Source organism: Ancylobacter gelatini, assembly GCF_022601675.1.
In the GTDB taxonomy this organism is placed as follows: Bacteria; Pseudomonadota; Alphaproteobacteria; order Rhizobiales; family Xanthobacteraceae; genus Ancylobacter; species Ancylobacter gelatini.
The window spans coordinates 117,236-143,045 of record NZ_JAKVIL010000006.1; the positions used below are offsets into that span (position 1 = coordinate 117,236).

The following is a 25,810-nucleotide window of genomic DNA, read 5'->3' on the forward strand; positions in this document are numbered from 1 at the left end:
CTAACCTCATGGAAACCTCAGGAAATTAGAGATGTCGGAAGCAAAATTGCGCGAAAGCATCTGCCGGTTCGGGCGCTCGCTGTTCGAGCGCGGGCTGACGCCGGGCTCCTCCGGCAACATCAGCCTGCGGCTTAATGACGGCGGATGGCTGGTGACGCCGACCAATGCCTCGCTGGGCTTTCTCGACCCTGAGCGCATCACTCGTCTCGATGCCGCCGGCCGCCTCGTCTCCGGTGACGCGCCGACCAAGGAAATCCCGCTGCACGCCGCGCTGTACGAGACGCGCGGCTCGGCCCGCGCCATCGTCCACCTGCATTCCACCCATTCGGTGGCGCTGACCATGTTGCCGGAGATCGACCCCAAGGCGGCGCTGCCGCCGATGACGCCTTATTATGTCATGCGCTGCGGCCACACCGCGCTTTTGCCCTATTACCGTCCCGGCGATCCCGCGGTGGCCGACGCCATTCGCGGGCTGGCGGGGCGCTATTCCTCAGTGCTGCTGTCCAATCACGGGCCCGTGGTCGCCGGCGAGACGCTGGAGGCCGCCGTGTTCGCAACCGAGGAACTCGAGGAGACGGCGCGGCTCTACCTGCTGCTGCGCGGACTAAATCCCCGCTATCTCTCGCCCGAGCAGGTCGCCGATCTGGTGAAGGTGTTCGGCGTCGAACTCCCGCGGCGCGACGAGGCCGGCTGCGACCATCCCGACTGCCATGGCGGCCACAAACACGGGGAGGACTGACCGGTCGCGAGGCCATGGCGCCGGCGCTGTGGGATAGTGTGCGCCGCGTGTTTTCAGGGCTTGAAGCGGGGAAGCGCCGCTCTTATGGTGCGCCGGCCCGAGCGGGCGTAGTTCAATGGTAGAACGGCAGCTTCCCAAGCTGCATACGAGGGTTCGATTCCCTTCGCCCGCTCCAGCTTTTCCAAAGAGAATCAGAGATCTGGCGAGCGCCCTTGCGCGGGTTGAGACCACGCGTTCCGGCGCGGCCATGATCGGCGTGAGACGACCGCCGATCATGGCACTTTGAACTGGAACGATGTCGCCTTGCGATCAGTGAAATGCGTTGTTCTTGGCCGGCGCCATCGATCCCGTTGAAACGAAGTCGCTGTCGCAGGTGATAATTGTCCGCCGGGCAAGGGTGCTGGTCGACAACGTCCGACGCAGGAGGCCGACATCGACTCGAACTGCACCGCCCATCCAGCGTCCGGCTACCTGAGCAAGGCCTTCGCTACCGACGCCCCCAGCGTGTATTTCGGATCGACCATATTGCCGACCCTCAGCTTTCCGACCTGGGTGAGCAGCATATAGGCCTCCAGTTCGTCGAACCCGTAATCGGCCGCCATCCAGCGCACCAGTTCGCGATAGGCGATGCGAGCGGCGTCTTCCATCGGGCGGCCGGACCCGATCGTCATGATCGCGCCTTCCGTCTCAAGTCGCGGCCAGCGAAAGGACCAGTTCTTGATCAGGTCGATCTGGACGGTGGTCACCGTCGGGTGCTCGATCGCGAAGCCGCAGAGTTCGCCATCCCCTTGTACGGCGTGGCAGTCGCCGAGGTAGAGCAGCCCGCCGGCCGTGTGGACAGGAAGGTAGATCACCGCGCCGGGCGCGACGTCCGGCAAGTCCATGTTGCCGCCATAGTAGTCCGGCACCAGCGAGGAAATCGCCTCAATCTCGGGCGAGGTCCCGATCGTGCCGATGAACGGCTGGTAGGGCAGAGTGATCTTGTCGCTCCAGACCACCCCATTCTCCGGCGTGACTTCAAGCTTCTTGACGATCTCCGGCAGCGCAGGATTGAGCAGCGCGGTGTCCCCGGTTCCCACGAGACCGCCGAACTCCGGCATGATGCAGGTCGTGCCGACGGGTTGATCGCCACGCGGCACGATCTTCTGGATGTACACGGCGAGGCAGTCGCCCTTCTCGGCGCCGTTGACGAAGATCGGGCCGTTCTGGGGATTGAGGAACGGAAAGTTCAGGATGGCGCTGGGGCTGTCGCTCTCATGCTTTATCTGACCTTCCATCGCATCGTGCGTCTCGGCTGAAACCACCGCGCCGGGGTCGACCCGCAGTACAGGTTCGGCGTAGGGGCCGTAGACGTAGTGATACTTACCCTGTGACTCCTCGGTGATGGAGAAGGCCTGTCCGGGCCGTCCCTTTGCTTCACCGCGCGCCGCCATGATCGAATTTTCGAGCCAGCTCATCTTGCCGTTCTCCTGACAGAGGCAGGCTGGCGTCGCTGGCAGCCTTTTTCCTCAGAATGCGCGACGGCGCCGCGTCGCCGGCTGGGCGAACGTCGGTCGACGCCATCATCGACGTGTTGATGGTTCAGCGCCGGACGAGTGTCAGCTCGTGCGGCAGGTCTTGTGAGGTTCCGGTCAGCTCTGACCGGCAGGCGAGTTGCTGTTCGCAGTAGTCCTCGAGACTCATTCGGCTGCGCATGCTGCATCGGCGCAGGATGGCGTAGGCCTCGTCATCGTCGACCGCGTGCTGCGCCATGATGCGCACGATGGACTTGATCACCAGCCTCCTGCGCCTCCTCCGATCCTGATGCTCGCTCAGCTGGTCGACGATCGCCCGGCGCTGCAGATACTGGTTCACGCCGAGGAAGAGGTTGGTGTAGACCGCGCCGGCATAGACAGGCTTGCGCAAGAACGCGGTCGCGCCTTGCGCCATCAGCCCCTTCAATCGGCCCGGCGCCTCGACGCCCACCAGGCCGATAACAGGCGCGGGCGGCAAGCCGTTGACGATCGCGTCCGGGCCCAGCACGCCATCCAGGTCGCCATCGACGAACAGAACATCGCGCTCGAAGCCGAAGCTGGAGATGTCGATGGCGCCTGCGGGTGCCGGAAGGCCGGGCCTTTCAACCGCGAGCCCCAGCTTGGCGAGGACCGATGCCAAAGTGTCCACGCCACCGTCGCTGGAGGCGAAGATCACGGCTCGCATGCCACGGAAGTTCTGGACCGGCATCTGGACCATCAGCTCACCACTCGAAGCCGGGAGGGGGAGGAATCCCAGCAATCCGTTGCGCAAAAGCGGACGAGGTAGGGGTCTGGACGAACCGGGGCCGGCTCCTCTCGGATCACGTCAAACGACGCATCAGAGCGAGACCGGCCGATCCGGGGCGTGAGGTAGAGGTGCATGGTCTCGGAATCGACGAGGACATCACCCTGCGGTGCGGCGAGTCGAAGATCGGCGAGCGCCCGGCGCACGGCGCCGATATCGTCGCTCTGCGCCTTCGCCATAGCGGCCGCAAGAAGCTTCACCGCGATGTAGGACGCCTCGGCGTCTGCCGACGCCCACGGCTTTTCAGGATAGGCGGCGGCATAGCGCGCGACGAAGCGCCGGCTCTCATCCGTCTGCAAGGATGAGAAGTAAACGCTGGAACTGATGTGGCCATCCATCGCCCCGTCCCCGATGTCGATCAGGTCCGGCTCGTTCAGGTTGCAACTCGCGACCGGCATGGCATTCGGCTGGTCGATGCCACGGGCGACGCACGCCTCGCGAAGACGGCGGATGAACGAATACCCGCTCACGCCGATCAACGAGGAGAACACAAAGCTTGGCTGCGCCGCGAGGATCGCCTCGATGGTCTTGGCGAAATCGGTCTCCCCGACGGGCAGGTAACGTTCGGCAAGCACGGTTCCGCCGCGGGCCACCACCACTTCGCGCAGTATCCGGTTGTTTTCCCAGGCCCAGATATAGTTGGACCCGACGCAGAACGCCCGGTTTCCATGGGAACACATCAGATAGTCGATCAGCGGCAGGATGTGCTGATTGGGGGCGGCCCCGGTATAGACCACGTTGTCAGAGCTTTCGAAGCCTTCGTAGTGCGAGGGATACCAGAGCATTCCGTCGTATTTTTCGAAGGCGGGGATGACCTCCTTGCGACTGGACGAGGTGTAGCAGCCGACGACCTGCGTGATGCCCGACGACAGCAATTGCGTGCTCAGGGCCGCGTAGCGCGAAAGGTTTCCACAAGGGTTCACGACGATGGGATCCAGCCTCACCGGCCCCATCTCGTTGACCTCGGAGACGGCGAGCAATGCCCCGCTCAGCATGGGTCCGGCGACCGAGCCATAGGGCCCCGTCGATGAGAACATTAGGCCGATACGGAAGGTGTCAGTCGTCATCAGATCGCCGCATAAAAAAGCCCTCGAGCCGTGAGGCTTGAGGGCGTCGCTGCCAGGCACGGAAATGGTCCCGCGCATCATGTAAATCGACATACGTGGCGCCTGATTGAGCATCGTTGCCCAGCGCCTATCTCTTAGGCTTAATCGCCAGCGAGCGGTTGTCAAGCGGAGATGGCGCCTGATCGACGGCGGGCCGCTGGTACATGTCGTGAAGTGTCGGTCAAAAAATGTGCTTGACTGACAATTGGGCGTGGTTCAGTCTAAATCATGCGTCGGGCAGAGCTGCCCATGTAGACGCAAGTCATGCAATTCATAGGAACTCGGCACAGTCGCCCGCAGCAGGATGCTGACGGGCCTTTTTGCGTTTGGCTGCTTGGAGCTGCTTAACGGGAAGGCCCTGCATCTTTGACTTTGCAAGTCTGCGATGAGCGTCGCGAAAGCGGCATTACCAGCAGGCCGGTTATATTCGAGGCGTCGGCTCCAGCAGCGGCGCCCAGCGATCGCGGAGGCTACAGCATGAAGGTCCAGCATTTTCTCGGGGGTATTGAGAATCTCGGCCCCGTCGATGTCGAAAAGCGCGTCTTCGTCGAGCCGTGGGAGGCGCAACTCTTCGCCGTCCACACGACGATGATGGGTACGGGGATTTGGGCGTGGCCGGACCTGCGGGTCCTCGCCGAGTCCATGAACCCGCTCGATTACTTCAAGTACCGCTACTACATCAAATGGCTCGGAGGCATGTCCAAGTTCCTGATCTCCCGGAACTACATCTCCGAGAAGGAACTCGATACCAAGACCAGTTACTACCTCGAAAACCCGGATGCGCCGCAACCGGACACCGGGAACGGGGACATCACCGACCGCGTCATCGAATATTTCTATACCGGCGCGAATCCTTATCGTGACGTCGCGGTCAACCCGATCTTCAAGGTCGGCGACACGGTGCGCGTGAAGGACATGCCGCCGGCGGTCCACACTCGCCTGCCGGGCTACCTTCGCAACAAGATCGGCATCGTCGAGACCGTCTACAAGGGCGCGTATCTCTACGCCGACAACGTGCCGACCGATGGCATCTGCACGCCGCAGCCGGTCTATCTCGTGAAGTTCAAAACGCGCGACATCTGGGAGGACATCCCCGACAAGGGTGACGTTCTCTACAATGACTGCTTCGAGGTCTATCTCGAGGCAATCTGATCTTCATTTCATTCAACCATTACGCATGAAAGCGGCGGTAATTCCGCCAAGAAGAAGGCGATTTCCATGAGCGGCGATCACGACCACGATCACGACCACCACCATCACCTGCGCGAGAGCGAGAGCTACTACGCCGCGCGCACCAAGGCACTCGAGTCCCTGTTTCGTGAGAAGGGCCTCATCGGCACCGACACGGTGGACCGGGTCATCAATTTCTTCGAGCACGAAATGGGCCCCTTCAATGGAGCCAAGGTCGTGGCCAAGGCCTGGACCGACCCGGCCTTCAAGGCCCGCCTTCTCGCCGACGCCAACATGGCCATCGCCGAACTCGGCATGCGCGACGGTATCGAGGGCGAAAACCTCAAGGTTGTCGAGAACAAGCCCGGCACCCACAATGTCGTGTGCTGCACGCTCTGCTCGTGCTGGCCGTGGCCGCTGCTCGGCCTGCCCCCCTACTGGTTCAAGGACCCGGTGTTCCGCGCCCGTATCGTGCGCGAGCCTCGCGGCGTGCTGTCGGATTTCGGCGTGACATTGCCGGAAGACCACAAGATCGAGATCTGGGACTCGAGCGCTCAGGTCCGTTACTTCGTGATCCCCGAGCGCCCCGCCGGCACCGAAGGGTGGTCGGAAGAGAAGCTCGCTGCGCTCGTCTCGACCGAGGCCATGCAGGGCCTGGGTCTCGCAACGGCCTGAGGGGGGATGAGATGGACGGCTATATCGAGGATCTCACCGGCCGCGAGGCCATTCCGCGCAACTGCGAGAGCCTGAAGTTCGATGAGCCCTGGCAGGGCCGCGCCTTCGGCATGGTGCTCGCGCTCGCCGAGGCCAAGTCCTACCCCTACGAGGACTTCCGCAAAAGCCTGATCAGCACCATTGGCGAGTGGGACAAGACCCACGTGCCGGGCGACGAGACCTGGAGCTATTACGAGCATTGGCTCGCGGCCTTCGAGAAGCTCGTGCTCGAGAAGGGGTTGATCGACCACGGGGAGCTCGACCGGCGCACGGAAGAGTTTCTCCACCGCACCCGCGACGAGGTCATCTGACCTCTACGCGAGCCGGTTCGATCCGACTCTTCGCCGACCGGTGCGCCACGCGCGTGCCGGAACGGCGGAGCCTTGTCCTCACGCGTCTCGAAAGGGCGCAAACCATGATCATCCCTCTCTCAATCAGCGTGGGCCTGCTCGGGGGCATCTGCACCTGGCTGTTTCTCGCGACCAACAGCTTCCTGATCTGGGCGGCGTTCGTGGCCTGGGCCTGCTTCTACCACTGCGGCGGTGACACCGCGGCCTTCCGGACCACGGTCGTCTCGAATCTGTTCGGGGTGCTGGTGGCCTGGGGCGCGGGGCTCGCACTCGCCACCATCGGTCCCGGTCCGGTGCTCGGTGCGACGATCGTCGCCGCCTCGATCACGCTCTACATTCTGGCGGCCCACATCCAGCACTTCTCGTCGATCCCGGCCGTCACCTACGGATACGCCTGCACGTTCTCTTTCCTGACCCAGAACCCGGACGCCTTTACGCCGACCGCCATGCTGTCGGCGTCCGGTCAGAACGCCCTGCTGATCGTCCCGTTCTCGATGATCATCGGCGCGTGCTTCGCCTTCGGCTCGGCAAAACTCGCGGCCTTGATCCACGGGCTCACGCCGAAACCGTCCGTCAGCGTCCGCTGATCCGTCCGCCGCGGCCAGTTCCCCGCGCGGCATTTCTTCCAACCATCCAACTCGGGAGAGTTCATATGACCAGCATCGTACACGCCACCACCGCGCAGAGCTCGGCGCGCGCCGAACCGATCCCGGTGTCGGCGATCCTGCCCTGGGCCGTCTTCGGCGGCCTCATGCTCCTTCTCACCGTCTACTTCGTCGGTGCGGAAGAAGGCGCCACGTCGCTGATGGGTGGTTCCTACGTGCACGAGTTCGTGCATGACGGCCGCCATCTGCTCGGCTTCCCCTGCCACTGACGGAGAGCGAGATGGTCGGCAACATACTCTTGAGGGGCATGATCGTCGGCGTGGCCGCCGGCCTTCTCGCCTTCTGCTTCGCCAAGGTCTTCGGAGAGCCTTGGGTGGATTATGCCATCGCGTTCGAGGCGCAGGCCAGCCACGCCGCGGACATGATCACCGGCGCGGAAGAGCCGGATATCGTGAGCCGCGCCACGCAGGCCGGGGCCGGTCTCTTCACCGGCCTCGTGGTCTACGGCGCCGCGGTCGGCGGCTTGTTCGCGCTGGCTTTCGCCTTCACGAACGGCAGGCTCGGACGCTTGAGCCCGCGCTCGGTGTCGGCCTTGATCGCGATCCTGGGCTTCGTCGCGATCGTCATCGTCCCGCAGCTGAAATATCCGGCCAACCCTCCGGCCGTCGGCAGCGCCGACACGATCGTGGCGCGTACCGAACTGTTCTTCACCATGATGGTGTTCTCGCTCGTGCTGATGATCGCGTCCGTCATGTTCGCTCGGCGCCTTGCAGAGCGGATCGGCGGCTGGAACGGGGCGACGGTGGCCGGCCTCGTCTACCTGGCCGTCGTCGCGGTGATGTTCGCGGCTCTGCCGACGATCGAGGAGATCCCGGCCGCCTTTTCGCCGGCCATGCTCTGGAACTTCCGTATCTCCTCGATCGGCGTGCAGGCGGTTCTCTGGGCCGCGATCGGCCTGCTGTTCGGCGCCGTTACCGAGGGTGTCTCGCTCAAGCATGTCGCGCCGCGCCGCGCGGCGAGCGCGAGTGCCTTCCGGTGACGAAGGGCACATGCCAGCTGTCGCGGCTCGGGCGTCTCGCCCGGGTCGCGGCTGTCGTTGCGTCCATGTCCGGCCCGGGCGTGGCGTTGGCGCATTCGGGCGGGGCAGGCAATGGACCACCTGCCGGCCTGCCGATCCCAGCGATCTCGCATGGCGAGATGGCGCTGGTCGACGAACGGCTCGACGAGATCGTCGCTCTGGCGAAACGTCAGGCCGCCAGCGACGGCTCGATGCGGCGGCTTTACAATCACTATGGCGTCCAGTTCGCCTATTGCTTCTGGGGCCTCGCGCCCGGAGGTGTCACGCGCGAGGACAGCCCGTTCAATGCCTGTGCCCATGCCTATCTGGCGACCGCGAAGCAACTCCTCGTGGTCATGAGCCGCGAACCCGCGAGCTCAACCGCGGCGGCGGCGATCCTTGAGCGGCTGGAAGCGCGCAAGCGCGTGACGCCGGAAGCGGGTGAAATATGCTCGTCGAGTGGGGAGACCTTCGACACGGCGTCCCTCGTGCGGCCGCAATTGGCCGAGGTCGTCCGCGATCCCGCATGTGCCTTCATCGCCCTGGGATCGGTGCTGGTCGTGGCCAGCGGCGGCCTCGCTGCCAGTTCGATGCGGCGGCCTGCGCGCAAGCCCGGTTCATCGTCCGCCTGACCGCCTCGCCGGAAACGTTCGATGACTCATCGACTGCTCATGATCTGCGCTTACCGGCCCAAGCGTCCCGTCTTTCCGGGCGGTGGCACCCCGGACACCATCGAGGACGGCGCGGTGTCGCCGATCCCAAGGTCGGCTCTCAGGGGCGACCGATTTTGGTGCGGACCTGATCCGATCACGCTCCGGAGCGCCACGGCGCTCGGCCTCGACATCGAGGTTCAGCCCGAACTGGCGGAGATCGATTTCGGGTCGTGGCGTGGGCGCACGCCCGAGGATGTCGCGCAATCGGATCCGGATGGCTTGCGAGCCTGGACAGCCGAGCCCTCCGCAACGCCCCATGGAGGGGAGTCCGTTGAAGCTCTCCTTGAGCGCGTCGGCACCTGGCTTGCGGGATGCACGACACTTTCTGGGCGAACCATCGCCGTCGCGCCGGGCTCGGTCATCAAGGCGTGCATGCTCCACGCGCTTGGGGCCCCAGCCGACTGCTACCGGCGTATCGATATCGAGCCGATGAGCTCGGTGACGCTGGTCAGCGACGGACGCCGCTGGATCGTGCGGCTTCCTACGGGCGCGGGGATGTGAGGCGCAAGGGGATGACGGTCAGGCGGGGAGCGCCTCGTCGGGTCGATCATGATACGTTTCTGGTTGGGTCCTTCGCCTGCGCCGCGGTCAACAGATCCGAGTCTCGTGATCGCCCGATGCGCTCGCAACGCCTGCCTTCAGCGCAATGCCCTCAGCGCATTCAGGATGACCATGGCGTCGATGACCTCCTGCAACAGCGCGCCCTGGACCGGCGGCAGGTAGCCGAACGCTGCCACGACCATCGCCCCGACCGACAGGCCGAGCCCCGCCAGCACGCTCTGCAGCGCGATCCGGCGGGTGCGGCGCGCGGTCTCGATGGCGCGGGCCAGCGGGCGCAGTTCGTCGACCAGCAACACGACGCCGGCCGCTTCCGAGGATGCCGCCGCGCCGCGCGCGCCCATCGCCACGCCGACATCGGCGGCCGCCAGCGCGGGGGCGTCGTTCACCCCGTCGCCGACCATCATCACCGGCTGACGCGCCGCCTCGCTCCGCACCGCCGCCACCTTGCCTTCCGGAGTCAGGTCGCCCAACACCTCGTCGACGCCGAGCGTCTGACCGACCTCGCGGGCGATCTCGCCGACATCGCCGCTCGCGAGCACGATGCGCGTGACGCCCGAGTGGCGCAGCGCGTCGAGCGTGGCTGCGGCGTCGGCCCTGAGCGGATCGCGCAGGCGGATGATGCCGGCGAGCCGGCCGTCCACGGCCACATGCACCGCCATGGTGCCGGCGGGCACGGTTGAAAGGGAGGCGCCGGCTTGGGTGGCTACGCAGCGCTCGCGCACATATCCATCGCCGCCCAGAGCAACCCGCCGAGAGCCGATCCGTCCCTCAACGCCCTTGCCCGGGCGCTCGGCGATGTCGACCGGGCGCGTCAGCGTCAACCCCGCCTGCGCGGCGGCACGTATCAGCGCGCTCGCCACGACATGGGACGATGCCTGATCGAGGCTGGCCGCGAGCTGGAGGATGTCCGCCTCGCGAAAGCCGGCCTCGACGTCGATTCCGGTGATCTCCGGGCGGCCCCGCGTCAGTGTGCCGGTCTTGTCGAGAATGGCGGTGCGGATGCGGGCCAGTGCTTCCAGCGCGGCGCCGTCCTTGACCAGCGCGCCGGAACGGGCCGAGCGCGACATGCCGGAAATGATCGCCACCGGCACGGCGAGAATGAGCGGGCAGGGTGTCGCCACCACCAGCACCGCCAGCGCGCGGATCGGGTCGGCGCTCAGCCCCCAGGCGAGTGCGGCCAGAGCAAGGGTGAGCACGAGGAAACCGACGGCGTAGCGGTCGGCCAGCCGGGCCATCGGTGCCTTGCTGGCTTGCGCGGCTTCGACCAGCCGGACGATACCGGCATAGGTGCTCTCCGCTGCCGGCCGGCTGGCAATCATCTCGAACGGTGCCGCTACCAAGGTGGCGCCGCTCAACGCCTCGCTGCCGGTATCGAGCCGCACCGGCAGCGATTCTCCGGTCAGGGCCGACATGTCGAGCACGGCGATGCCCTCGACGATATGTCCGTCGACCGGGAGCACTTCGCCCTGCCGGATCAGCAGCCGGTCGCCCGGCTGAACGGCGGCGATCGGCGTCTCGCGCAGCTCGCCATCGCGATAAACCATGGCACTGAAGGCGACGCGGCCCAGCAGCGCGGTCATTTCCCGCCGCGCACGGCCTTCCGCGAAGCTCTCCAGCAACTGCCCGCCGGCATACATCAGCGCGACGACATTGCCGGCCAGCGGCTCGCCGAAGGCCAGCGCGGCGGACATGGACAGCGCCGCCACGATGTCGAGCCCGACATCGCCCCGGCGCAGCGCGACGGCGATCTGGACGAACAGGGCGAGCAGCACCGGCACCGTCGCCAGCGCCCAGGCGAGGTGCGCCGCTTCCGCGCCGACCTGCCAGATCAGCGCGCCGCCGGCGCCCAGACCGGCGGCGGCGACCGCCACCAGCAGCCGGGGCGCGAGGCGGCGATACGCAGCGCGGAAACCCGACGCTGGCGTCGGAGGCATGGGCGGCGACGACATGGGGCGCGACGACATGGGAACCGGCTCACCCCGGGATGGCGAGCGGGCGATCGCCATGGTCCGCGGGTGGGTGCGGACCGCTGGCGCGCAGGCGGGCGAAATGGGTCATGGCGGCTCCCGTGCTTCACATTAGAATCTTTTCAAGCTGATTGGCTATGACCTCCTCGCAGGCCTCATCGTGCCGGCACCACCTCTTGAGCGTGGCGGAGCTGGCGAAATCGACCTATTGAGGACATCCCGATTGCATTCATAATGACGCCGTTCGCTCCTGGACCGGCGCCGCAGACTGCGCGCGGCAGATTTTCGCGCGCCTCGACAGGACCCGCCGTGGACGACCGACCCGCCAGCCGCATCGATGCCGCGCCAGCCCGCAAGAGCATCTCGCTCTATGGCGTTCTTGCCGAAACCGTCGTCGTGCAGGCGCTCGGCACCATGTCGGTCCTCATCATACCGGCGCTGGCGCCGGCAGTGGCGGCGACGCTCGGCGTCTCATCGGTGTTCATCGGCTATCAGATCACGGTGATCTATCTGGCGGCGATGGGGGCCTCGCTGATCGCCGGCGCGCTGGTCGCCAGACATGGCGGCTGCCGAATCGGGCAGCTGGCGATGCTGATGGACGTGATCGGCTGCCTGCTGGCGAGCGTGCCGAACCTGTTCTCCATGCTTGTTGGGTCGATCATCATCGGCGCCTCCTACGGCATGATCATTCCGTCCTCCTCAGAACTCCTGATCCGCCACGCGCCGCCGCACCGACGCAGCCTGATCTTCTCGATCAAGCAGGCCGGCGTGCCGGTCGGCGGCATGGCGGTGGGCATTATCGGGCCGCTGATCGCGGTGCGCTTCGGCTGGAGTGCCGCGCTGTGGAGCGTGGCCGCGGCCTGCCTGATGGTGATGCTGTATTCCCAACGGGGCCGGCGCGAACTCGACCGGCCGGAGGAACGCCAGTGGGTGCCCATGGTGATGCCCTGGGCCTCGCTGCGGCTGGTGTTCGGCAACCCGCCGCTGCGCTGGCTGGCCTTCGCCACCTTCTGCTTCTCGGCGGTCCAGCTTTCTGTGGTGGCGTTCCTGGTCGCCATGCTGGTGGAGGAAAAGGGCGTGAGCCTTGCCACCGCCGGCCTCGTGCTGGCCGGTGTCCAGCTCTGCGGCGCATTCGGCCGCGTGCTGTGGGGCTGGGTGGCGGACGCCACGGGGCGCGGGCTCTCGGTGCTGGTCGGGCTGGCTCTGGCGATGGTCGCGGCTTCCCTGCTGGTGGCCGTTGCCGGCGACGCGCTGCCGCTGGCCGTGCTGGTCGGGCTGTTCCTCCTGCTCGGCCTCACGGCCAATTCGTGGAACGGGGTCTATCTGTCCGAGGTCGCCCGGCTGAGCCCGGCGCAGGCGGTCGGCACCATCACCGGCGCGGCGATGTTCTTCACCTTTACCGGCGTGGTGGTCGGGCCGAGCCTGTTCTCGCAGTTCCACACGCTGTTTGGCAGCTATCAGGGCACGTATGTCGTGATCGCGGCCTTCGCGGCGGTGGCGACCGTTCTGCTGATGCTGGTGCAGCGGCTGGTCGCCGCCCGCCTCGCGCGCGGAAAGCGCGTGGGATAGCGGTTCAGGCCGGCGCGACGAGGTTGCGGGGCTGTCCGGCCATGAAGGCCTCGACATTGGCGATCACCCCATCGGCCAGCGCCTGTATCGCCTCGCGGCTCGCCCAGGCGACGTGGGGCGTGATGATGACGTTGGGACGCCCGGCGATCGCCATCAGCGGATGGTGCGCGGGCATCGGCTCCGCGCTCGCCACGTCAAGGCCGACGCCCGATATCCGGCCGCTTTCCACCGCCTCGATCAGCGCCGCCTCGTCGATCAGCCCGCCGCGTGCGGTGTTGATGAGCAGCGGCCGGCGCGCCATGAGCGCGAATTCCGCGCGCCCGATCAAACCCTGGGTCTCGGGCGTTAGCGGGCAGTGCAGGCTGATGATATCTGACCGCGCCAGCACCTCCGCGAAGGGTGTGCGCCCCTCGCCGGATGCGGCATCCTCCAGCGCCGCCACGCCCTTGCGGCCGGCATGCAGCACCTTCATGCCGAACGCGCCGGCCAGCGCCGCCACCGCGCCGCCAAGCTCGCCCCGGCCGATGAGCCCGAGCGTGCTGCCGGCGAGATCGCGGATCGGATAATCGACGAAGCAGAACTGCGTCGCCTCGCTCCAGCGCCCGCGCGCCACCGCCTGGGCATAGGCGCCGATATTGCGCTGCAGGGCCAGCATCAGCGCGAAGGTGTGTTCCGGCACGGCGTGCGTGGCGTAGCCGCGGACATTGGAGACGAGAATTCCGCGCGCCGCGCAGGCGCGCAGGTCCACATGGTCCGTGCCGGTGGCCGCGACCGCGACCATGCGCAGCTTCGGCAACTGCGCGAGGGTGGCGGCACTGAGCGCCACCTTGCTGACCAGCAGGATCGTCGCCTCGCGCGCGCGCTCGACGATCTCGCCGGGCGCGGTGTCGTCATATGTTCGCCAGTCGCAATCGAGGCGGGGCCGGCGCAGGGTCGCCCCGTCCGGCAGCGCGCCCGTGTCCAGCATGACGACGTGATGGCGGGGCGGCGCGGTGCCGTTGGACATGAGCGAGGCTCTCCGTTGGGGCGGGCCGCCGGCCGGAAGGCTCAGCGGCGCATCGAGCCGGTTTCGCGCAGGGCGGCGTGCCAGCTCAAGGCTTCCTCGATGATATGCGGCGTCTGCCCGCCGCGGGCCAGCGCGCGCTCGACATAATCAGTGAGCATGTCGCGATAATCCGGGTGCGCACAGTTCGCGATGACGAGGCGGGCGCGCTCGCGCGGGGCAAGGCCGCGCAGGTCGGCCAGGCCCTGCTCGGTCACCACGATGTCAACGTCGTGCTCGGTGTGGTCGACATGGGAGACCATCGGCACCACGCTGGAAATCGCGCCGCCCTTGGCGACCGACTTGGTGACGAACACCGAGAGATAGGCGTTGCGCGCGAAGTCGCCGGAGCCGCCAATGCCGTTCATCATGTGGGTGCCCCCGACATGGGTGGAGTTGATATTGCCGTAGAGGTCGAACTCCAGCGCGGTGTTGACCGCGATGATGCCGAGGCGGCGTATGATTTCCGGGTGGTTGGAAATCTCCTGCGGGCGCAGAACCAGCTTCGGCTTGTAGCGGGCGAAGTCCGGCAGCACGGCCTGATATTTGGCCTGCGACAGGGTGATCGAGGAGCCGGAGGCGAAGTCGAGCTTGCCGGCGTCGAACAGGTCGAAGGTCGAATCCTGCAACACCTCGGAATACATGGTGAGGCTGTGAAACGGGCTATCGATCAGCCCGTGCATCACCGCATTCGCGATCGTGCCGATGCCGGCCTGCAGCGGCTGAAGCGTGTCGGTCAGCCGGCCCACGGCTACCTCGTGCTTCAGCAGTTCGGTGAGGTGGCCGGCGATGGCGGCGGTCTCCGGGTCCGGCGGCAGCACGGTGGAGGAGGAATCCAGCTTGGTCGTGATCACGATCGCCGCGATCTTCGCCGGGTCGATCGGGATGAAGGGCAGGCCGATCCGGTTCTCCGGCGCGACGATGGGAATCGGGTGGCGCACCGGGCGCTGGGTCGGGATGTAGATGTCGTGCAGCCCCTCCAGAAGGGTCGGCTGCGACAGGTTGATCTCGACGATCACCTTGGGCGCGAGGATGGCGAAGCTCGCCGAATTGCCGACCGAGGTGGTGGGGATGATGCCGCCCTGCTCGGTGATGGCCACCGCCTCGATCACCGCGATGTCGACCGGCCCGATCTGCCGGGTGCGGAGCTGTTCGACGGTCTCGGAAAGATGCTGGTCGATGAACATCACCTCGCCGGCATTGATGGCGCGGCGCAGGGCGGGATCGGACTGGAACGGGATGCGGCGCGACAGGAGGTGCGCCTCGGCCATCTGCTTGTCGAGGTCGTTGCCGAGCGAGGCGCCGGTGATCAGCGTGATCTTGAGCGGCTCGGTCCGGGCGCGCTGGACCAGCGCCATCGGCACCGCCTTGGCCTCACCCGCGCGGGTGAAGCCGCTCATGCCGACGGTCATGCCGTCCTGGATCAAGCTTGCGGCCGCCTCCGCGCTGACCACTTTGTCCCACAGCGACGGCTGGCGGATACGCTGGCGATAGGTGTCGCTGGTCATGGGGCGCTCCTCAACGGCATCAAGGCTTTTGAGGAGGCACTAGACCGTGTCGCGAGGCATCGCGATGCGACTTTCGGGGATAGGTAACTTACCTATGACGGCGATGCATAGCTATTCCGCGGCGAGCATCACCGGCCCGGCGCCGCGCGCGCGGCCCCAGCTCGCCATGGCCAGCAGGGCGGGGCGCAGCGTTTCCCCTTCCGCCGTCAGGCGGTAGCCGACCTGCGGCGGCACGGTCGGGTAGACGGTGCGGTCGATCACGCCGTCGGCTTCCAGCTCGCGCAGCGCCTTGGCGAGGATGCGCTGGCTGACGCGAGCCATGCGCCGCTTCAATTCGCTGAAGCGCTGTTCGCCGTCGAGCAGATGATAGAGGATGGCGCCCTTCCATTTGGCGCCGATGATCTCCAGCGTCCGCTCGACCGGGCATCCGGTGCCCTGGAGATATTGGTGACGTTTGGCCATCGCCGTTCTCGTGCCGCCTGATGATCAAGACAGGAACGCGGCGTTATAGCATGCGCCGCGCCCGGCGTGGACGGGAGCATAGGCGGTTTCATTCCCGATACCTGGCGACGTTTTCGTGCGTCCTTGCGGCTTTCGCCGGAATGACGACATTGCGGGTCACATGTCCTGAACCCGGAGAATATCCGCCATGAAAGCCGTCGGCTATATCGACAGCCTCGCCATCGACGAGGCGCGCTCGCTTTTCGATTTCGAAACCCCCACGCCCGTGCCCGGCCCTCGCGACCTGCTGGTGCGGGTCGAGGCGATCTCGGTCAATCCGGTCGACACCAAGGTGCGCCGGCGCCGGCAGGGGACGGCGGACGCACCAGTCATCCTCGGCTGGGACGCCGCCGGCGTGGTCGAGGCGGTGGGGGCCGAGGTGAGCCTGTTCCGGCCGGGCGACGCCGTGTTCTATGCCGGCGATCTCAACCGGCCCGGCTCCAACGCGCAGTTCCAGATCGTCGATGAGCGCATTGTCGGGATGAAGCCCGCCTCGCTGTCCTATCCCGAAGCCGCCGCGCTGCCGCTCACCGCCATCACCGCCTGGGAAGGCCTGTTCGACCGGCTGCAACTGCCGAAAGAGGGCGCCGGCAAGCTGCTGGTCGTCGGGGCGGCGGGCGGGGTCGGCTCACTCGCCGTCCAGTTCGCGCGCCAGCTCACCGACGCCACCGTGATCGGCACCGCCTCGCGGCCGGAAAGCCGGGACTGGCTGGAAGGACTCGGCGCCCATGCCGTGATCGACCATTCGCGCCCGCTGAGCGAGGAACTGGCGAGCGCGGGGCTCGGCGAGGTCGACTATGTGTTCAGCCTCAACGCCACCGACCGGCATTGGTCCGAGATCGTGAAGGCGGTGCGCCCGCAGGGGCGTATCGCGCTGATCGACGATCCCGCGAGCCTCGACATCATGCCGCTCAAGCCCAAGAGCCTGTCGCTGCACTGGGAATTCATGTTCACCCGCTCGATGTTCGCCACGCCGGACATGGCCGCGCAGCATGAATTGCTGGGCGAGGTGGCGAAGCTGGTCGATGCCGGCACGGTGCGCACCACGCTGGGCGCCAATTTCGGCACCATCGACGCCGCCAACCTCAAGCGCGCCCATGCGGCGCTGGAGAGCGGGCGCTCGATCGGCAAGGTCGTGCTGGAAGGCTGGGCGGACTGAGGTCGCCCGGTTCCCAGCGGCACATCTGCCCTTATGCTCGACGAGATGAGTCGCCGCCCCTGATACGGGGCGGCGCGGGCAGGGGAGTATCCGGTGTGAGCAGCGCAGCCTGTGAGTGGAGCCCGTGCGGGCGCGTGTCGGCATGAGCGAGGCTGCAAGCCCGGATGCGCTGGTGTTCTACAGCCCGGTCGACGACCCGGTGGCGTGGCGCCAGGCGCTGACCGCCGAGCTGCCGGACCTCGATTTCCGCGTCGACCCGGAGGTGGGCGATCCGCGCGATATCCGCTACGCGCTGACCTGGGTGCCGCCGGAAGGCTTTTTCGCCCGGTTTCCCAATCTGGAGCTGGTGGTCAATCTCGGCGCCGGGGTCGATGCGCTGATGGGGCGCGACGATCTGGTGCCGGTGAAGTTCTCCCGGCTCTCCGACCCCGGCATGGTGGCGATGATGACGAGCTATGTCGTCTTCGCCGTCACCCGCTATGCCCGCGACATTCCGGTGTTCGAGCGGGCCAAGCGGCGCGGGGAGTGGGAGTATGTGCACCCCCGGCCGCTGTTCGACATCAAGGTCGGCGTGCTCGGGCTCGGCGAACTCGGCGCCGCGGCGGCGCGCATGCTCGCCACCATGGGCTTTTCCGTCTCCGGCTGGTCGCGCTCGCCCAAGACCATCGAGGGCGTGGAGGCGCTGACCGGGCGCGAGGGGCTGGAGACGCTGCTGTCGACCTGCGAGATCGTGGTCTGCCTGCTGCCGCTCACCCCGCAGTCGCGCCACATGCTCGGCGCGCGCGAACTGGCGCTGATGCCGAGGGGCGCGAAGTTCATCAACTGCTCGCGCGGGGCGCTGGTGGACGAGGAGGCGCTGATCGCGGCGCTGCGCTCGGGGGCGATCGGGGAGGCGACGCTCGACGTGTTCGAACAGGAGCCGCTGCCGGCCGGCCATGCGCTCTGGTCGCTGGACAATGTGCTGATCACGCCGCATCTCGCCAGCATTACCGTGCCGGCGCTGGCGGCGAAGAACGTGGCGGAGAGCATCCGCCGCATGCGCGCCGGCCTGCCGCCGCTGCACGAGGTCGAACCCGCGCGGGGCTACTGAGCCGGTCAGCCGGCGCCCGTCAACCGGCGCCGGCCAGCGCGCGCCGGGCGGCTTCGGGCCGGTGGAACAGGAAGCCCTGATAGATCACGGCGCCGAGGCTGCGCAGCTTGTCGAGCTGCGCCTCGCGCTCCACGCCCTCCGCCACCAGTTCGAGGCCGAGCGACTGCGAGATGAAGATCGCCGCCTTGATCAGCGCCTCGTTGATCGGGTCGTCCATCATGTCGCGGGTGACGGTCCAGTCGATCTTGATGCCGTCCACGGGGAGTTGCTTGAGCGCCTCGAACGAATTGTAGCCATGGCCGAAATCGTCGAGATAAAGCTTCAGGCCACGCTGGCGCAGCACATCGAGAAACGCGACGGTGTGCTGGAGGTCGTCGATCTCCTCGGTCTCGGTGATCTCGACGCGCAGGGCATGCTCGATGCCCGCCGTCATGTCCAGCATGCCCACGAAATTGCGCTGGAACGCCGGGTCCGCCAGCGTGCCGGCGCCGATATTGACCGAGACATATTGCTGCCGGTCGCGCGCCAGCAGCTGCGTCGCGACCGCGATGGCCTGCCGGCACACCCAGAGGTCGATGCGCCCCATCAGCCCGAGCCGGCGCGCGGCCGGGAGGAAATGGGCCGGGCTGCAATAGACGCCGTTCTCGTCGCGCATGCGCAGCAGCGCCTCGTAGCCGAGCACGCTGCGCTCGGCGTCGACGATGGCCTGCAGATGCAGCTCGAAACGGTCATGCTCCAGCGCGAGGCGCACCCGCTCCGCCCAGCTCATGCGCTGCTGCGTGACGTGCACGCGCGGGTCTGACAGGTCGTAGAGCTGCACCCGGTCGCGCCCGGCTTCCTTGGCGACGCGGCAGGCGGTGTCGGAGGTGGCGAGCAGGCTGGAGACGCTATGGCTGCCGGGCGAGGCATGGACCAGCCCGATGCTGAGCGTGAGCGAGAAGCTCTGCCCGCCGCCGACGAAGATGTGGCCATGCGCGGCCGCGTTGATGCGGCGCATGATGCGGAGGGCCTCGCTCTCGTCGAGTTCGGTCAGCAGCACGGCGAATTCGTCGCCGCCGACCCGCGCCAGCATGTCGTCGGCACGCAGCAGGCCGCGCAGGAAATGCGCGACGTCGCGCAGCAGGTCGTCCGCCGCGGCATGGCCGAGCGCGTCGTTGACGCCCTTGAAATGGTCGATGTCGATAAAGCCGACCCAGATGCGCCATGTCTGTCCGTCGCGCAGCACGCCGTCGAGCCGTTCCTCCAGCGCGAAGCGGTTCGGCAGACCGGTCAGCAGGTCGGAACGCGCCTGGCGGGCGATCAGCCGCGCGAATTCCGCCAGCGCCTCGCTCTGCTGCTCGAGCTGGCTGCGCAGCAGCACCAGCTCGGTCTCGCGCTTCTTCTGCGCTGTCACGTCGGTCCAGATGCCGACCGTGTTGCCGTCGGCCATGCGGTGATGGCTGACCAGCATCCAGTCGCCATTGCGCAGCGGGATTTCAAAGCGGCGATCTTCGGCCTCGCCGAGCCGGGCGCCCATGAAGGCGATCAGATGCTCGGGATCGTTGATCGGCTCGGCGAACAGGCCTTTCTGCGCCGCCTGGCGCAGCAGGTCGGGCAGCCGCCGGCCCGCCTCGAAGCTGACCCCGGCGCGCCCGAAGATCTGCGCCATACGCTCATTGAACAGCAGCACGCGCTCGCCGGGATCCAGCAGCAGGAAACCTTCGCTGATGCCGCCAATGGCTTCGAGCAGCTTGCGCTCAGCCAGCTTGTGCTGGCTGATGTCGGTCCAGGTGGAAACGATCCAGCCCTCGCGGGTGCGCCGTTCGCGCACGCGGGCATAGCCTCCGCCGGCGAGCGGGACATCGAAGGGCTCGCCGTCGGCAAGGTCATGGCGCTGCAGCCGTTCCGCGAGCACGGCCTGGCGCTCGTCGATCTCGCCCAGCGCGTTCTGAGGCACGCTTGCCATTTCGTGCGCGGCGATCTCCGCGAAGGTGAGGCCCTGCATGTTGCCCAGATAGGGGAACAGCTCCTCCAGCCGGCGGTTATGGACCACCAGCCGATCCGCGTCGTCGAACAGGGCAAAGCCCTCGCTCATGGCATCGAGCGCGGCGTTGAGGCCGATGAGGCGCGCCGGCGCGGCGACGGCGCGCCCCGAAGGAGGCTCGCTGCCGCTCAGATAGCCTGAACGTCCCGCCTTGCTCATCCCGACCGGCTCGTCTGTTTTGCCCGCCCCGGGAGGTTTTGTTGTGCCCACCCGCAACACTTCCCACCCGCTATTCACGCCTGCTTTATCGCTCTGTTCAGGCCTGGGCGTATTTGATTACTATTCGCCGGCCCGGGCAAGCCACATAGGGAGCGAGGTTTAATTTTAGACCAACAGGCTTTACATCGTGCGAACAGGCAATGGTTGGAGGCGCGCTTGGAGGCGAATCGATCCCCTGCGGAAACATCCGGCGCGCGTGCCAGCCGCTGGATTCTCGGCGTCGCCGGCGTGCTGGTTCTCGCTGCGGCGATCGGCCTGTGGGCGCGTCACGGTGCCGCCGTTTTCTTCGACTTGGTAAACGCCGGCATCGCCTATTGCTTCTGATGCCCGCCTGACGGCGCGCGGCCGTCGCCAACCTTGTTCTCCCCGAATCTGCCGTGGTGCCCATGTTCAAAGGCCGTCTTCTGCTGCTGTTCGCCGCCTTCCTCGTCGGGGCCGCCGTCATCGTGGCGGGCGCGCTGGCGCTGCTGCCCCGTCCCGCGACCCAGGTCGCCGCGCCCTCCGCGGTCGGCGGGCCGTTCGAGCTGGTGGATCAGGACGGCCAGACGGTGACGCAGGAGACCTTCGCCGGGCAGCCCTTCCTGGTGTTCTTCGGCTTCACCCATTGCCCCGACGTCTGCCCGACCAGCCTGTTCGAGATGTCGCAGGCCTTCGAGGCGCTGGGGCCGGATGCCCGCAAGATCACCGGGCTGTTCGTCACCGTCGACCCCGAGCGGGACACGCCGGAGGTGATGAAATCCTATCTCGGCAGCTTCCACCCCAGCATTCAGGGGCTTTCCGGCACGCCCGAGCAGATCGCCGCCATCTCCAAGGCCTACCGCGTCTATGCCAAGAAGGTGCCGACCCAGGGCGACGACTACACGATGGACCACACCGCGATCATCTATCTGATGGGCAAGGACGGCGCGTTCATCGCGCCTTTCAATCTGAAGCGCGCGCCCGAGACCGTCGCCGAGGATCTGCGCCGCTATTTGTAAGACGGCGGACGGCGAGCCGCCCGTATCGGCTCCGCGTGCGGCGCGAGGTGCGGGCGAGGCCGTGCTCGGTCTTCTCCCAGCGCTGCGGCGCCACGATGAGCTGGAACAGCGCGCGCCACGCCGCGCAGGACAGCAGCAGCCAGTAGAGCGGCACCAGCGGAATTACCCGCCAGAGCCCCGGCATGCGCCGTCGCCGCATGCCGAGCGCGGTGCAGGCCAGCGTCGCGCCATAACCGACGGCGAACACCGACACGCCGATCCCCTCCAGCATCGCCGCCGCCGGCGCGCGGGCGGCCTCCACGCCGTCCAGCCAGCCGAGAACCAGCGTCGCGGCGAAGAACGGGTGCATGAGCGCGGCAGCGAGGTTGCCGCCGAGCATGAGGGCGAGGGCGAGCGCGCCGGTCAGCCCGGTCTGCCGCACCAGCTGGAGCGGCTGGCGACCATGCACCAGCAGGGTCTGCATCCAGCCCTTGTACCAGCGGGAACGCTGGCAGAGCCAGGCGCGCGCGCTGCGCGGGGCCTCCTCGTCGGTGGTCGAGGCGATCACCACGGTGCGAAAGCCGTGGCGGGCGAGCCGCACGCCGAGATCGGCATCCTCGGTGACGTTGTAGGGGTCCCATCCGCCGATGCGCTCCAGCGCCGCGCGGCGGAAATGGTTCGAGGTGCCGCCGAGTGGCAGCGGCAGATCGAAGCCGGAGAGCATGGGCAGCACCACGTCGAAATGGGCGGCGTACTCGGCCGCGAACTGCCGGGTGATCCACGAATCCGCCAGATTGTCGATGGCGAGGCGGGCCTGGACGCAGGCAAGCTCCGGTCCCCCGCGCCGGAACGCGGAGCAGGCCCGGCGCAGCTGCTGGGGATCGGGTATGTCCTCGGCGTCATAGATGCCGACGATATCGCCGGTGGCGAAAGCCAGCGCGGCGTTGAGCGCCTTGGGCTTGGTGCGCGGGCCGAGCGCCGGGGCGACGACGATGTCGAAGCCGGGCCGACGGATGCGCGCCGCCAGCGCGGCGGTGGTCTCGCGGTCGTCGGGCTCCACGACCAGCAGGACCTGCAGCTTCTCCGGCGGATAGTCGAGCGCCTCCAGCGCCTCGATGAGTTGCGGCACGATCCGCGCCTCGCGGTACAGCGGCACGAGCAGGCTGTAGCGCGGCAGGGCCGGCCCATCGCGCAGCGGCGGCGGATCGGGGCGCGGCACATAGGTGCAGGCCGCGATCCGCAGCGCCGACCAGCCCAGCAGCAACGCGGCCAGCACCAGCGCCACGACCACCATGGAAGGCGACGGCAGGACGCGCATGGCGACGGGCAGCAGCACCAGCAGCAGCGCGAGACCGACCAGCAGATGGCGGGAGGCGCCGAGCGTGCGCGCGGAGAGCGCGGGCCAGGACTGCCACAGCCCGAAGGCGGCGTGGCCGGCGAGCTCGGCCGCGAAGCGCTTGCGCACATGGCCGGCGAAACGCTCGGGGGTGGTGAAGTGCACGGTGCCGGCAAGCTCCGGACGCTCCGCCAGCTTCGCCGCCACCGCCCGCAGCCGGATTCCGCGCGCGGCGATGACGAGGTGTCCACCCGGCAGGCGGCACATGCCGGAACGCAGCATGCCGAGAATGTCGGCCGGGCGCTTGCGTGCAGTGGCCGGCGCCGGCGTCTCGTCAAGCGGCAGGAAGTCGACCCCGGCTTGCCGGGCGGCGGCGCGGGCCAGTTGATCGGGCGTCGCCAGCCCGGCGGCGAGCAGCGCTTCATCCGCGCCGACGCCGAGGCGCTCGGCACGCAGGGCGGCATGGGCGAGGCTGCGCGGGTCCAGCGCGCCGGCCATGCCGGCGATTTCGGCGGGCAACGGCAGCATCGCGGCGACGCCGCCATTTCCTGCGGAGTCCAGCCGCTCCAAGCCTGTGCGCTTCATGACAGCGTTGCCCTGCACGCCTCTCGCGCAGCTGCGATTGAAACGGTACAACGGCAGCGCGGCAATCTCACTTGCCACGTGGAGAGGCGTCAGGTGCGGTCTTTTGTATTAAAACAGATGGGGCGTTGTATTTTTACCGCGCTACTTTTGTACAATGTCTCTCACAGCGCGATCGCCCAGCAGCCGCCCGCCCAGCCTCAAGCCGCCGCGCCCCAGCCTGCAACTCCGCCGGTTTTCGTTCCCGGTTTCTGGGACCCCAAGCGCCGGCCGGAGCGGCCGGACGTCACACGGCTGCCGACCCAAATCCGCTTCGTCACCACCGAGGACTATCCCCCCTTCAGCTTTCGCGGCGACGGCGGGCGGCCGGTCGGGTTCAACGTCGACATCGCCCGCGCCATCTGCGTCGAGCTGGCGATCAACTGCACGCTGGAGGTGATGCCGTTCGACCAGCTGGTCGCCGCGCTGGATTCCGGGGTGGCGGATGCGGCCATTGCCGGCATCGCCATCACCCCGGCGAGCCGCGACGCGCTGGATTTTACCGATCGCTATTTCCGCTCGCCGGCCCGCTTCGTCGGCCGCAAGGTGCAGAGCTTCAAGGGCGTGTCCCCGCCGGAACTGGCCGGGCTCAATATCGGGGTGGTCGGGAGCACCGCCCACGAGGCCTTCCTGCGCGACCAGTTCTTCGAGGCGGTGGTGCGCCCGTTCCCGACCTCCGAGGCAGCGCGCGAGGCGTTGAAGAAGGGTGAGATCGATCTCGTCTTCGGCGATGGCGTGCAGCTCGCGCTCTGGCTCAACGGCACCTCGTCGGAGAATTGCTGCGCCTTCATCGGCGGCCCCTTCACCGAGAGCCGCTATTTCGGCGAGGGCATGGGCGTGGCGGTGAAAAAGGGCAACGACGCCCTGCGCCAGTCGCTGAACTACGCCTTCGCCCAGCTCTGGGAGGAGGGCGTCTATACCGACCTCTATCTGCGCTGGTTTCCGATCAGCGTCTATTGACGTTGAACGGCTGCCGGGCGGCTCGATCGAGCCTCCCCCGAGTTTTGTGAGCCCGCGAGGTTCAATTGTCGTGCTGGATTGGCCTATAAGGTAATACGTGGCGTCATCCCCGACGCGCGAGGCCAGTTCAGGAGACGACGTACCTTATGATGGAGGCGGTTCAGAGGTTTCTCTTCGAGCATCAGTGGCTCTACACGATCCTTGCACTGACGGTGCTGATCCTCATTGCCTCGTTCGCGAATTTCGTGGTGAAGAAGATACTTCTGCGTATCGTCGATCGTCTGCTGGGGCGAACGATCTTCCGCAGGGACGCCGAGATCCGGCGTCATAGCGTCATCGAGCGGCTCGCCAACATCATGCCGGCGGTGGTGATCGCGGCGGGCATCTCGATGGTGCCGGACCTGCCATTCGCCGTGGTCACCGTCGTCAAGAATGTCGCGCGCGCCTTTGTCATCCTGACGCTGGCCATGGCGCTGGCCTCGGCGCTCAGCATCGCGGACACGCTTTATCACCGGCGCCCCGACGCCCGGCTGCGGCCGATCCGCAGCTATATCCAGATCCTCAAGATCGGCATCTATATCTTCGCGGCGATCCTGATCATCGCGACGCTGATCGACCAGTCGCCGCTGATCCTGCTGTCCGGCCTCGGCGCCATGGCGGCGGTGCTCATTCTGGTGTTCCAGGACACGCTGCTCTCCCTCGTCGCCTCGATCCAGATTTCGTCCACCGACATGGTGCGGGTGGGCGACTGGATCGAGATGCCGAGCCTCAACGCCGATGGCGACGTGGTGGAAATCGCCCTGCATACGGTGCGGGTGCAGAACTGGGACAAGACGATCACCACCATCCCGATCCGCAAGCTGGTCTCGGATTCCTTCCGCAACTGGCGCGGCATGCAGGAGGCGGGCGGGCGGCGCATCAAGCGCTCGATCTATCTCGACCAGACCAGCATCCGCTTCCTGAACGACGAGGAAATCTCCCGGCTCAGCCGCTTCCGCCATCTGGAAGCCTATCTGGAGCGCAAGCAGCGCGAGCTGAAGGAATGGAACAGCCAGCTTGGGGAGCGCAGCACCATCCGCGCCAACATGCGCCGCATCACCAATGCCGGCACGTTCCGGGCCTATGTCGAGGCTTATCTGCGCTCCCATCCGCAGCTTCACCAGGACATGACCCTGCTGGTGCGGCAGTTGCCGCCGAGCCCCGAGGGCCTGCCGCTGGAAATCTACTGCTTCACCAGCACCACCGCCTGGGCCGCCTATGAGAGCATTCAGGCCGACATCTTCGATCATCTGTTTTCGCTGCTGCCGGAATTCGGGCTCTCGGTGTTCCAGAGCCCGAGCGGCGCGGACTTCAAGCACTGGGCATCCGACCCGGCGCCGCTGCGCTTGAGCGGGGCCTGACGGCAGGCCGCTACGCGCGGCCGCCGCCCCCACACGCTGGCTCCGCGCGGAAAAGGCGTTCAGTTTTGCGCCAACTTGCTCTAGAGCATGTCGCCTTGGGCGCGGGCGCCGAGCCGCCCGCGCGT

Annotated in this window: 25 protein-coding genes and 1 tRNA gene; 17 read left to right on the top strand and 9 right to left on the bottom strand. The window is 67.1% G+C overall.

All coding sequences use genetic code 11. From position 1 onward, the window contains the following. Positions 1 to 31: 31 nt before the first annotated feature. Complete coding sequence (gene otnC, locus MKI84_RS12230) at positions 32 to 739, top strand: 3-oxo-tetronate 4-phosphate decarboxylase (RefSeq protein ID WP_241619804.1); 708 nt, start codon at positions 32 to 34, stop codon at positions 737 to 739. A gap of 101 nt (positions 740 to 840) precedes the next feature. After that, positions 841 to 914: transfer RNA gene (locus tag MKI84_RS12235), tRNA-Gly, on the top strand. Between the two features lie 292 nt (positions 915 to 1,206). On the opposite strand, the gene MKI84_RS12240 is transcribed toward MKI84_RS12235, so the two are convergent. The 3 genes from MKI84_RS12240 to MKI84_RS12250 all read right to left on the bottom strand — a co-directional run bounded on the left by MKI84_RS12240 (position 1,207) and on the right by MKI84_RS12250 (position 4,125). Beyond that, entirely contained in the window at positions 1,207 to 2,196 is a 990-nt protein-coding gene (locus MKI84_RS12240) for an acetamidase/formamidase family protein (protein WP_241619806.1), read from the bottom strand. Between the two features lie 124 nt (positions 2,197 to 2,320). Further along, positions 2,321 to 2,971: an ANTAR domain-containing response regulator gene (locus MKI84_RS12245; RefSeq protein ID WP_241619808.1), complete on the bottom strand. Its 651-nt coding sequence runs from the start codon at positions 2,969 to 2,971 to the stop codon at positions 2,321 to 2,323. Next, entirely contained in the window at positions 2,971 to 4,125 is a 1,155-nt protein-coding gene (locus MKI84_RS12250) for a transporter substrate-binding domain-containing protein (RefSeq protein ID WP_241620153.1), read from the bottom strand. Before MKI84_RS12250 ends, MKI84_RS12245 begins: the two co-directional genes overlap by 1 nt. A gap of 516 nt (positions 4,126 to 4,641) precedes the next feature. Here MKI84_RS12250 and nthB point away from each other — a divergent pair. The 8 genes from nthB (at position 4,642) to MKI84_RS12290 (ending at position 9,274) form a co-directional block, all read left to right on the top strand. Continuing rightward, positions 4,642 to 5,316: a nitrile hydratase subunit beta gene (nthB, locus tag MKI84_RS12255; RefSeq protein WP_241619810.1), complete on the top strand. Its 675-nt coding sequence runs from the start codon at positions 4,642 to 4,644 to the stop codon at positions 5,314 to 5,316. Positions 5,317 to 5,382: 66 nt separating this feature from the next. Further along, entirely contained in the window at positions 5,383 to 6,009 is a 627-nt protein-coding gene (nthA, locus tag MKI84_RS12260) for a nitrile hydratase subunit alpha (RefSeq protein ID WP_241619811.1), read from the top strand. 11 nt (positions 6,010 to 6,020) lie between these two features. Beyond that, positions 6,021 to 6,359: a nitrile hydratase accessory protein gene (locus tag MKI84_RS12265; RefSeq protein ID WP_241619812.1), complete on the top strand. Its 339-nt coding sequence runs from the start codon at positions 6,021 to 6,023 to the stop codon at positions 6,357 to 6,359. Positions 6,360 to 6,463: 104 nt separating this feature from the next. After that, positions 6,464 to 6,985, top strand: coding sequence for a DUF1097 domain-containing protein (locus MKI84_RS12270; protein WP_241619813.1), 522 nt, complete (start codon positions 6,464 to 6,466; stop codon positions 6,983 to 6,985). 65 nt (positions 6,986 to 7,050) lie between these two features. Further along, entirely contained in the window at positions 7,051 to 7,272 is a 222-nt protein-coding gene (locus MKI84_RS12275) for a CbtB domain-containing protein (RefSeq protein ID WP_241619814.1), read from the top strand. An 11-nt stretch (positions 7,273 to 7,283) separates the two neighbouring features. Beyond that, the gene (locus MKI84_RS12280) at positions 7,284 to 8,042 is read left to right on the top strand and encodes a CbtA family protein (protein ID WP_241619815.1); all 759 of its coding nucleotides are present in this window, start codon (positions 7,284 to 7,286) and stop codon (positions 8,040 to 8,042) included. A gap of 158 nt (positions 8,043 to 8,200) precedes the next feature. Next, the gene (locus tag MKI84_RS12285; RefSeq protein ID WP_241619816.1) at positions 8,201 to 8,692 is read left to right on the top strand and encodes a hypothetical protein; all 492 of its coding nucleotides are present in this window, start codon (positions 8,201 to 8,203) and stop codon (positions 8,690 to 8,692) included. A 21-nt stretch (positions 8,693 to 8,713) separates the two neighbouring features. Continuing rightward, entirely contained in the window at positions 8,714 to 9,274 is a 561-nt protein-coding gene (locus MKI84_RS12290) for a histidine phosphatase family protein (RefSeq protein WP_241619817.1), read from the top strand. A 137-nt stretch (positions 9,275 to 9,411) separates the two neighbouring features. Here MKI84_RS12290 and MKI84_RS12295 read toward each other — a convergent pair whose 3' ends face one another. Continuing rightward, positions 9,412 to 11,298, bottom strand: coding sequence for a heavy metal translocating P-type ATPase (locus MKI84_RS12295; RefSeq protein WP_241619818.1), 1,887 nt, complete (start codon positions 11,296 to 11,298; stop codon positions 9,412 to 9,414). A 312-nt stretch (positions 11,299 to 11,610) separates the two neighbouring features. On the opposite strand from MKI84_RS12295, the gene MKI84_RS12300 reads away from it, so the two are divergent. Beyond that, positions 11,611 to 12,870: an MFS transporter gene (locus MKI84_RS12300; protein ID WP_241619819.1), complete on the top strand. Its 1,260-nt coding sequence runs from the start codon at positions 11,611 to 11,613 to the stop codon at positions 12,868 to 12,870. Positions 12,871 to 12,874: 4 nt separating this feature from the next. Here MKI84_RS12300 and MKI84_RS12305 read toward each other — a convergent pair whose 3' ends face one another. From MKI84_RS12305 to MKI84_RS12315, 3 genes are all read right to left on the bottom strand, one after another. Then, positions 12,875 to 13,876, bottom strand: a complete 1,002-nt coding sequence (locus tag MKI84_RS12305) for a D-2-hydroxyacid dehydrogenase (protein ID WP_241619820.1) — start codon at positions 13,874 to 13,876, stop codon at positions 12,875 to 12,877. Positions 13,877 to 13,917: 41 nt separating this feature from the next. Further along, positions 13,918 to 15,420, bottom strand: coding sequence for a succinyl-CoA:acetate CoA-transferase ScpC (scpC, locus tag MKI84_RS12310; RefSeq protein ID WP_241619821.1), 1,503 nt, complete (start codon positions 15,418 to 15,420; stop codon positions 13,918 to 13,920). 111 nt (positions 15,421 to 15,531) lie between these two features. Further along, positions 15,532 to 15,882, bottom strand: a complete 351-nt coding sequence (locus tag MKI84_RS12315; RefSeq protein WP_241619822.1) for a winged helix-turn-helix transcriptional regulator — start codon at positions 15,880 to 15,882, stop codon at positions 15,532 to 15,534. Positions 15,883 to 16,069: 187 nt separating this feature from the next. On the opposite strand from MKI84_RS12315, the gene MKI84_RS12320 reads away from it, so the two are divergent. Together MKI84_RS12320 and MKI84_RS12325 are read left to right on the top strand one after the other, a co-directional pair. Further along, complete coding sequence (locus MKI84_RS12320; RefSeq protein WP_241619824.1) at positions 16,070 to 17,080, top strand: zinc-binding alcohol dehydrogenase family protein; 1,011 nt, start codon at positions 16,070 to 16,072, stop codon at positions 17,078 to 17,080. Between the two features lie 142 nt (positions 17,081 to 17,222). Next, positions 17,223 to 18,170, top strand: coding sequence for a 2-hydroxyacid dehydrogenase (locus tag MKI84_RS12325; RefSeq protein ID WP_241619827.1), 948 nt, complete (start codon positions 17,223 to 17,225; stop codon positions 18,168 to 18,170). A 19-nt stretch (positions 18,171 to 18,189) separates the two neighbouring features. Here the strand turns inward: MKI84_RS12325 and MKI84_RS12330 are convergent, their stop codons facing one another. Beyond that, positions 18,190 to 20,352: a putative bifunctional diguanylate cyclase/phosphodiesterase gene (locus MKI84_RS12330; protein ID WP_241619829.1), complete on the bottom strand. Its 2,163-nt coding sequence runs from the start codon at positions 20,350 to 20,352 to the stop codon at positions 18,190 to 18,192. A 216-nt stretch (positions 20,353 to 20,568) separates the two neighbouring features. Here MKI84_RS12330 and MKI84_RS12335 point away from each other — a divergent pair, with 216 nt between their 5' ends. Continuing rightward, entirely contained in the window at positions 20,569 to 20,736 is a 168-nt protein-coding gene (locus MKI84_RS12335; protein ID WP_241619830.1) for a hypothetical protein, read from the top strand. Positions 20,737 to 20,798: 62 nt separating this feature from the next. After that, the gene (locus tag MKI84_RS12340; protein ID WP_241619831.1) at positions 20,799 to 21,389 is read left to right on the top strand and encodes an SCO family protein; all 591 of its coding nucleotides are present in this window, start codon (positions 20,799 to 20,801) and stop codon (positions 21,387 to 21,389) included. Here MKI84_RS12340 and MKI84_RS12345 read toward each other — a convergent pair. Continuing rightward, positions 21,334 to 23,289, bottom strand: coding sequence for a glycosyltransferase (locus MKI84_RS12345; RefSeq protein WP_241619833.1), 1,956 nt, complete (start codon positions 23,287 to 23,289; stop codon positions 21,334 to 21,336). The two genes, MKI84_RS12340 and MKI84_RS12345, sit on opposite strands and share 56 nt — an antisense overlap. 147 nt (positions 23,290 to 23,436) lie before the next feature. On the opposite strand from MKI84_RS12345, the gene MKI84_RS12350 reads away from it, so the two are divergent. Both MKI84_RS12350 and MKI84_RS12355 read left to right on the top strand, forming a co-directional pair. Then, the gene (locus tag MKI84_RS12350; protein WP_241619835.1) at positions 23,437 to 24,285 is read left to right on the top strand and encodes a transporter substrate-binding domain-containing protein; all 849 of its coding nucleotides are present in this window, start codon (positions 23,437 to 23,439) and stop codon (positions 24,283 to 24,285) included. A 149-nt stretch (positions 24,286 to 24,434) separates the two neighbouring features. Next, complete coding sequence (locus MKI84_RS12355; RefSeq protein WP_241620155.1) at positions 24,435 to 25,685, top strand: mechanosensitive ion channel family protein; 1,251 nt, start codon at positions 24,435 to 24,437, stop codon at positions 25,683 to 25,685. The last annotated feature ends 125 nt before the right edge of the window (positions 25,686 to 25,810 follow it).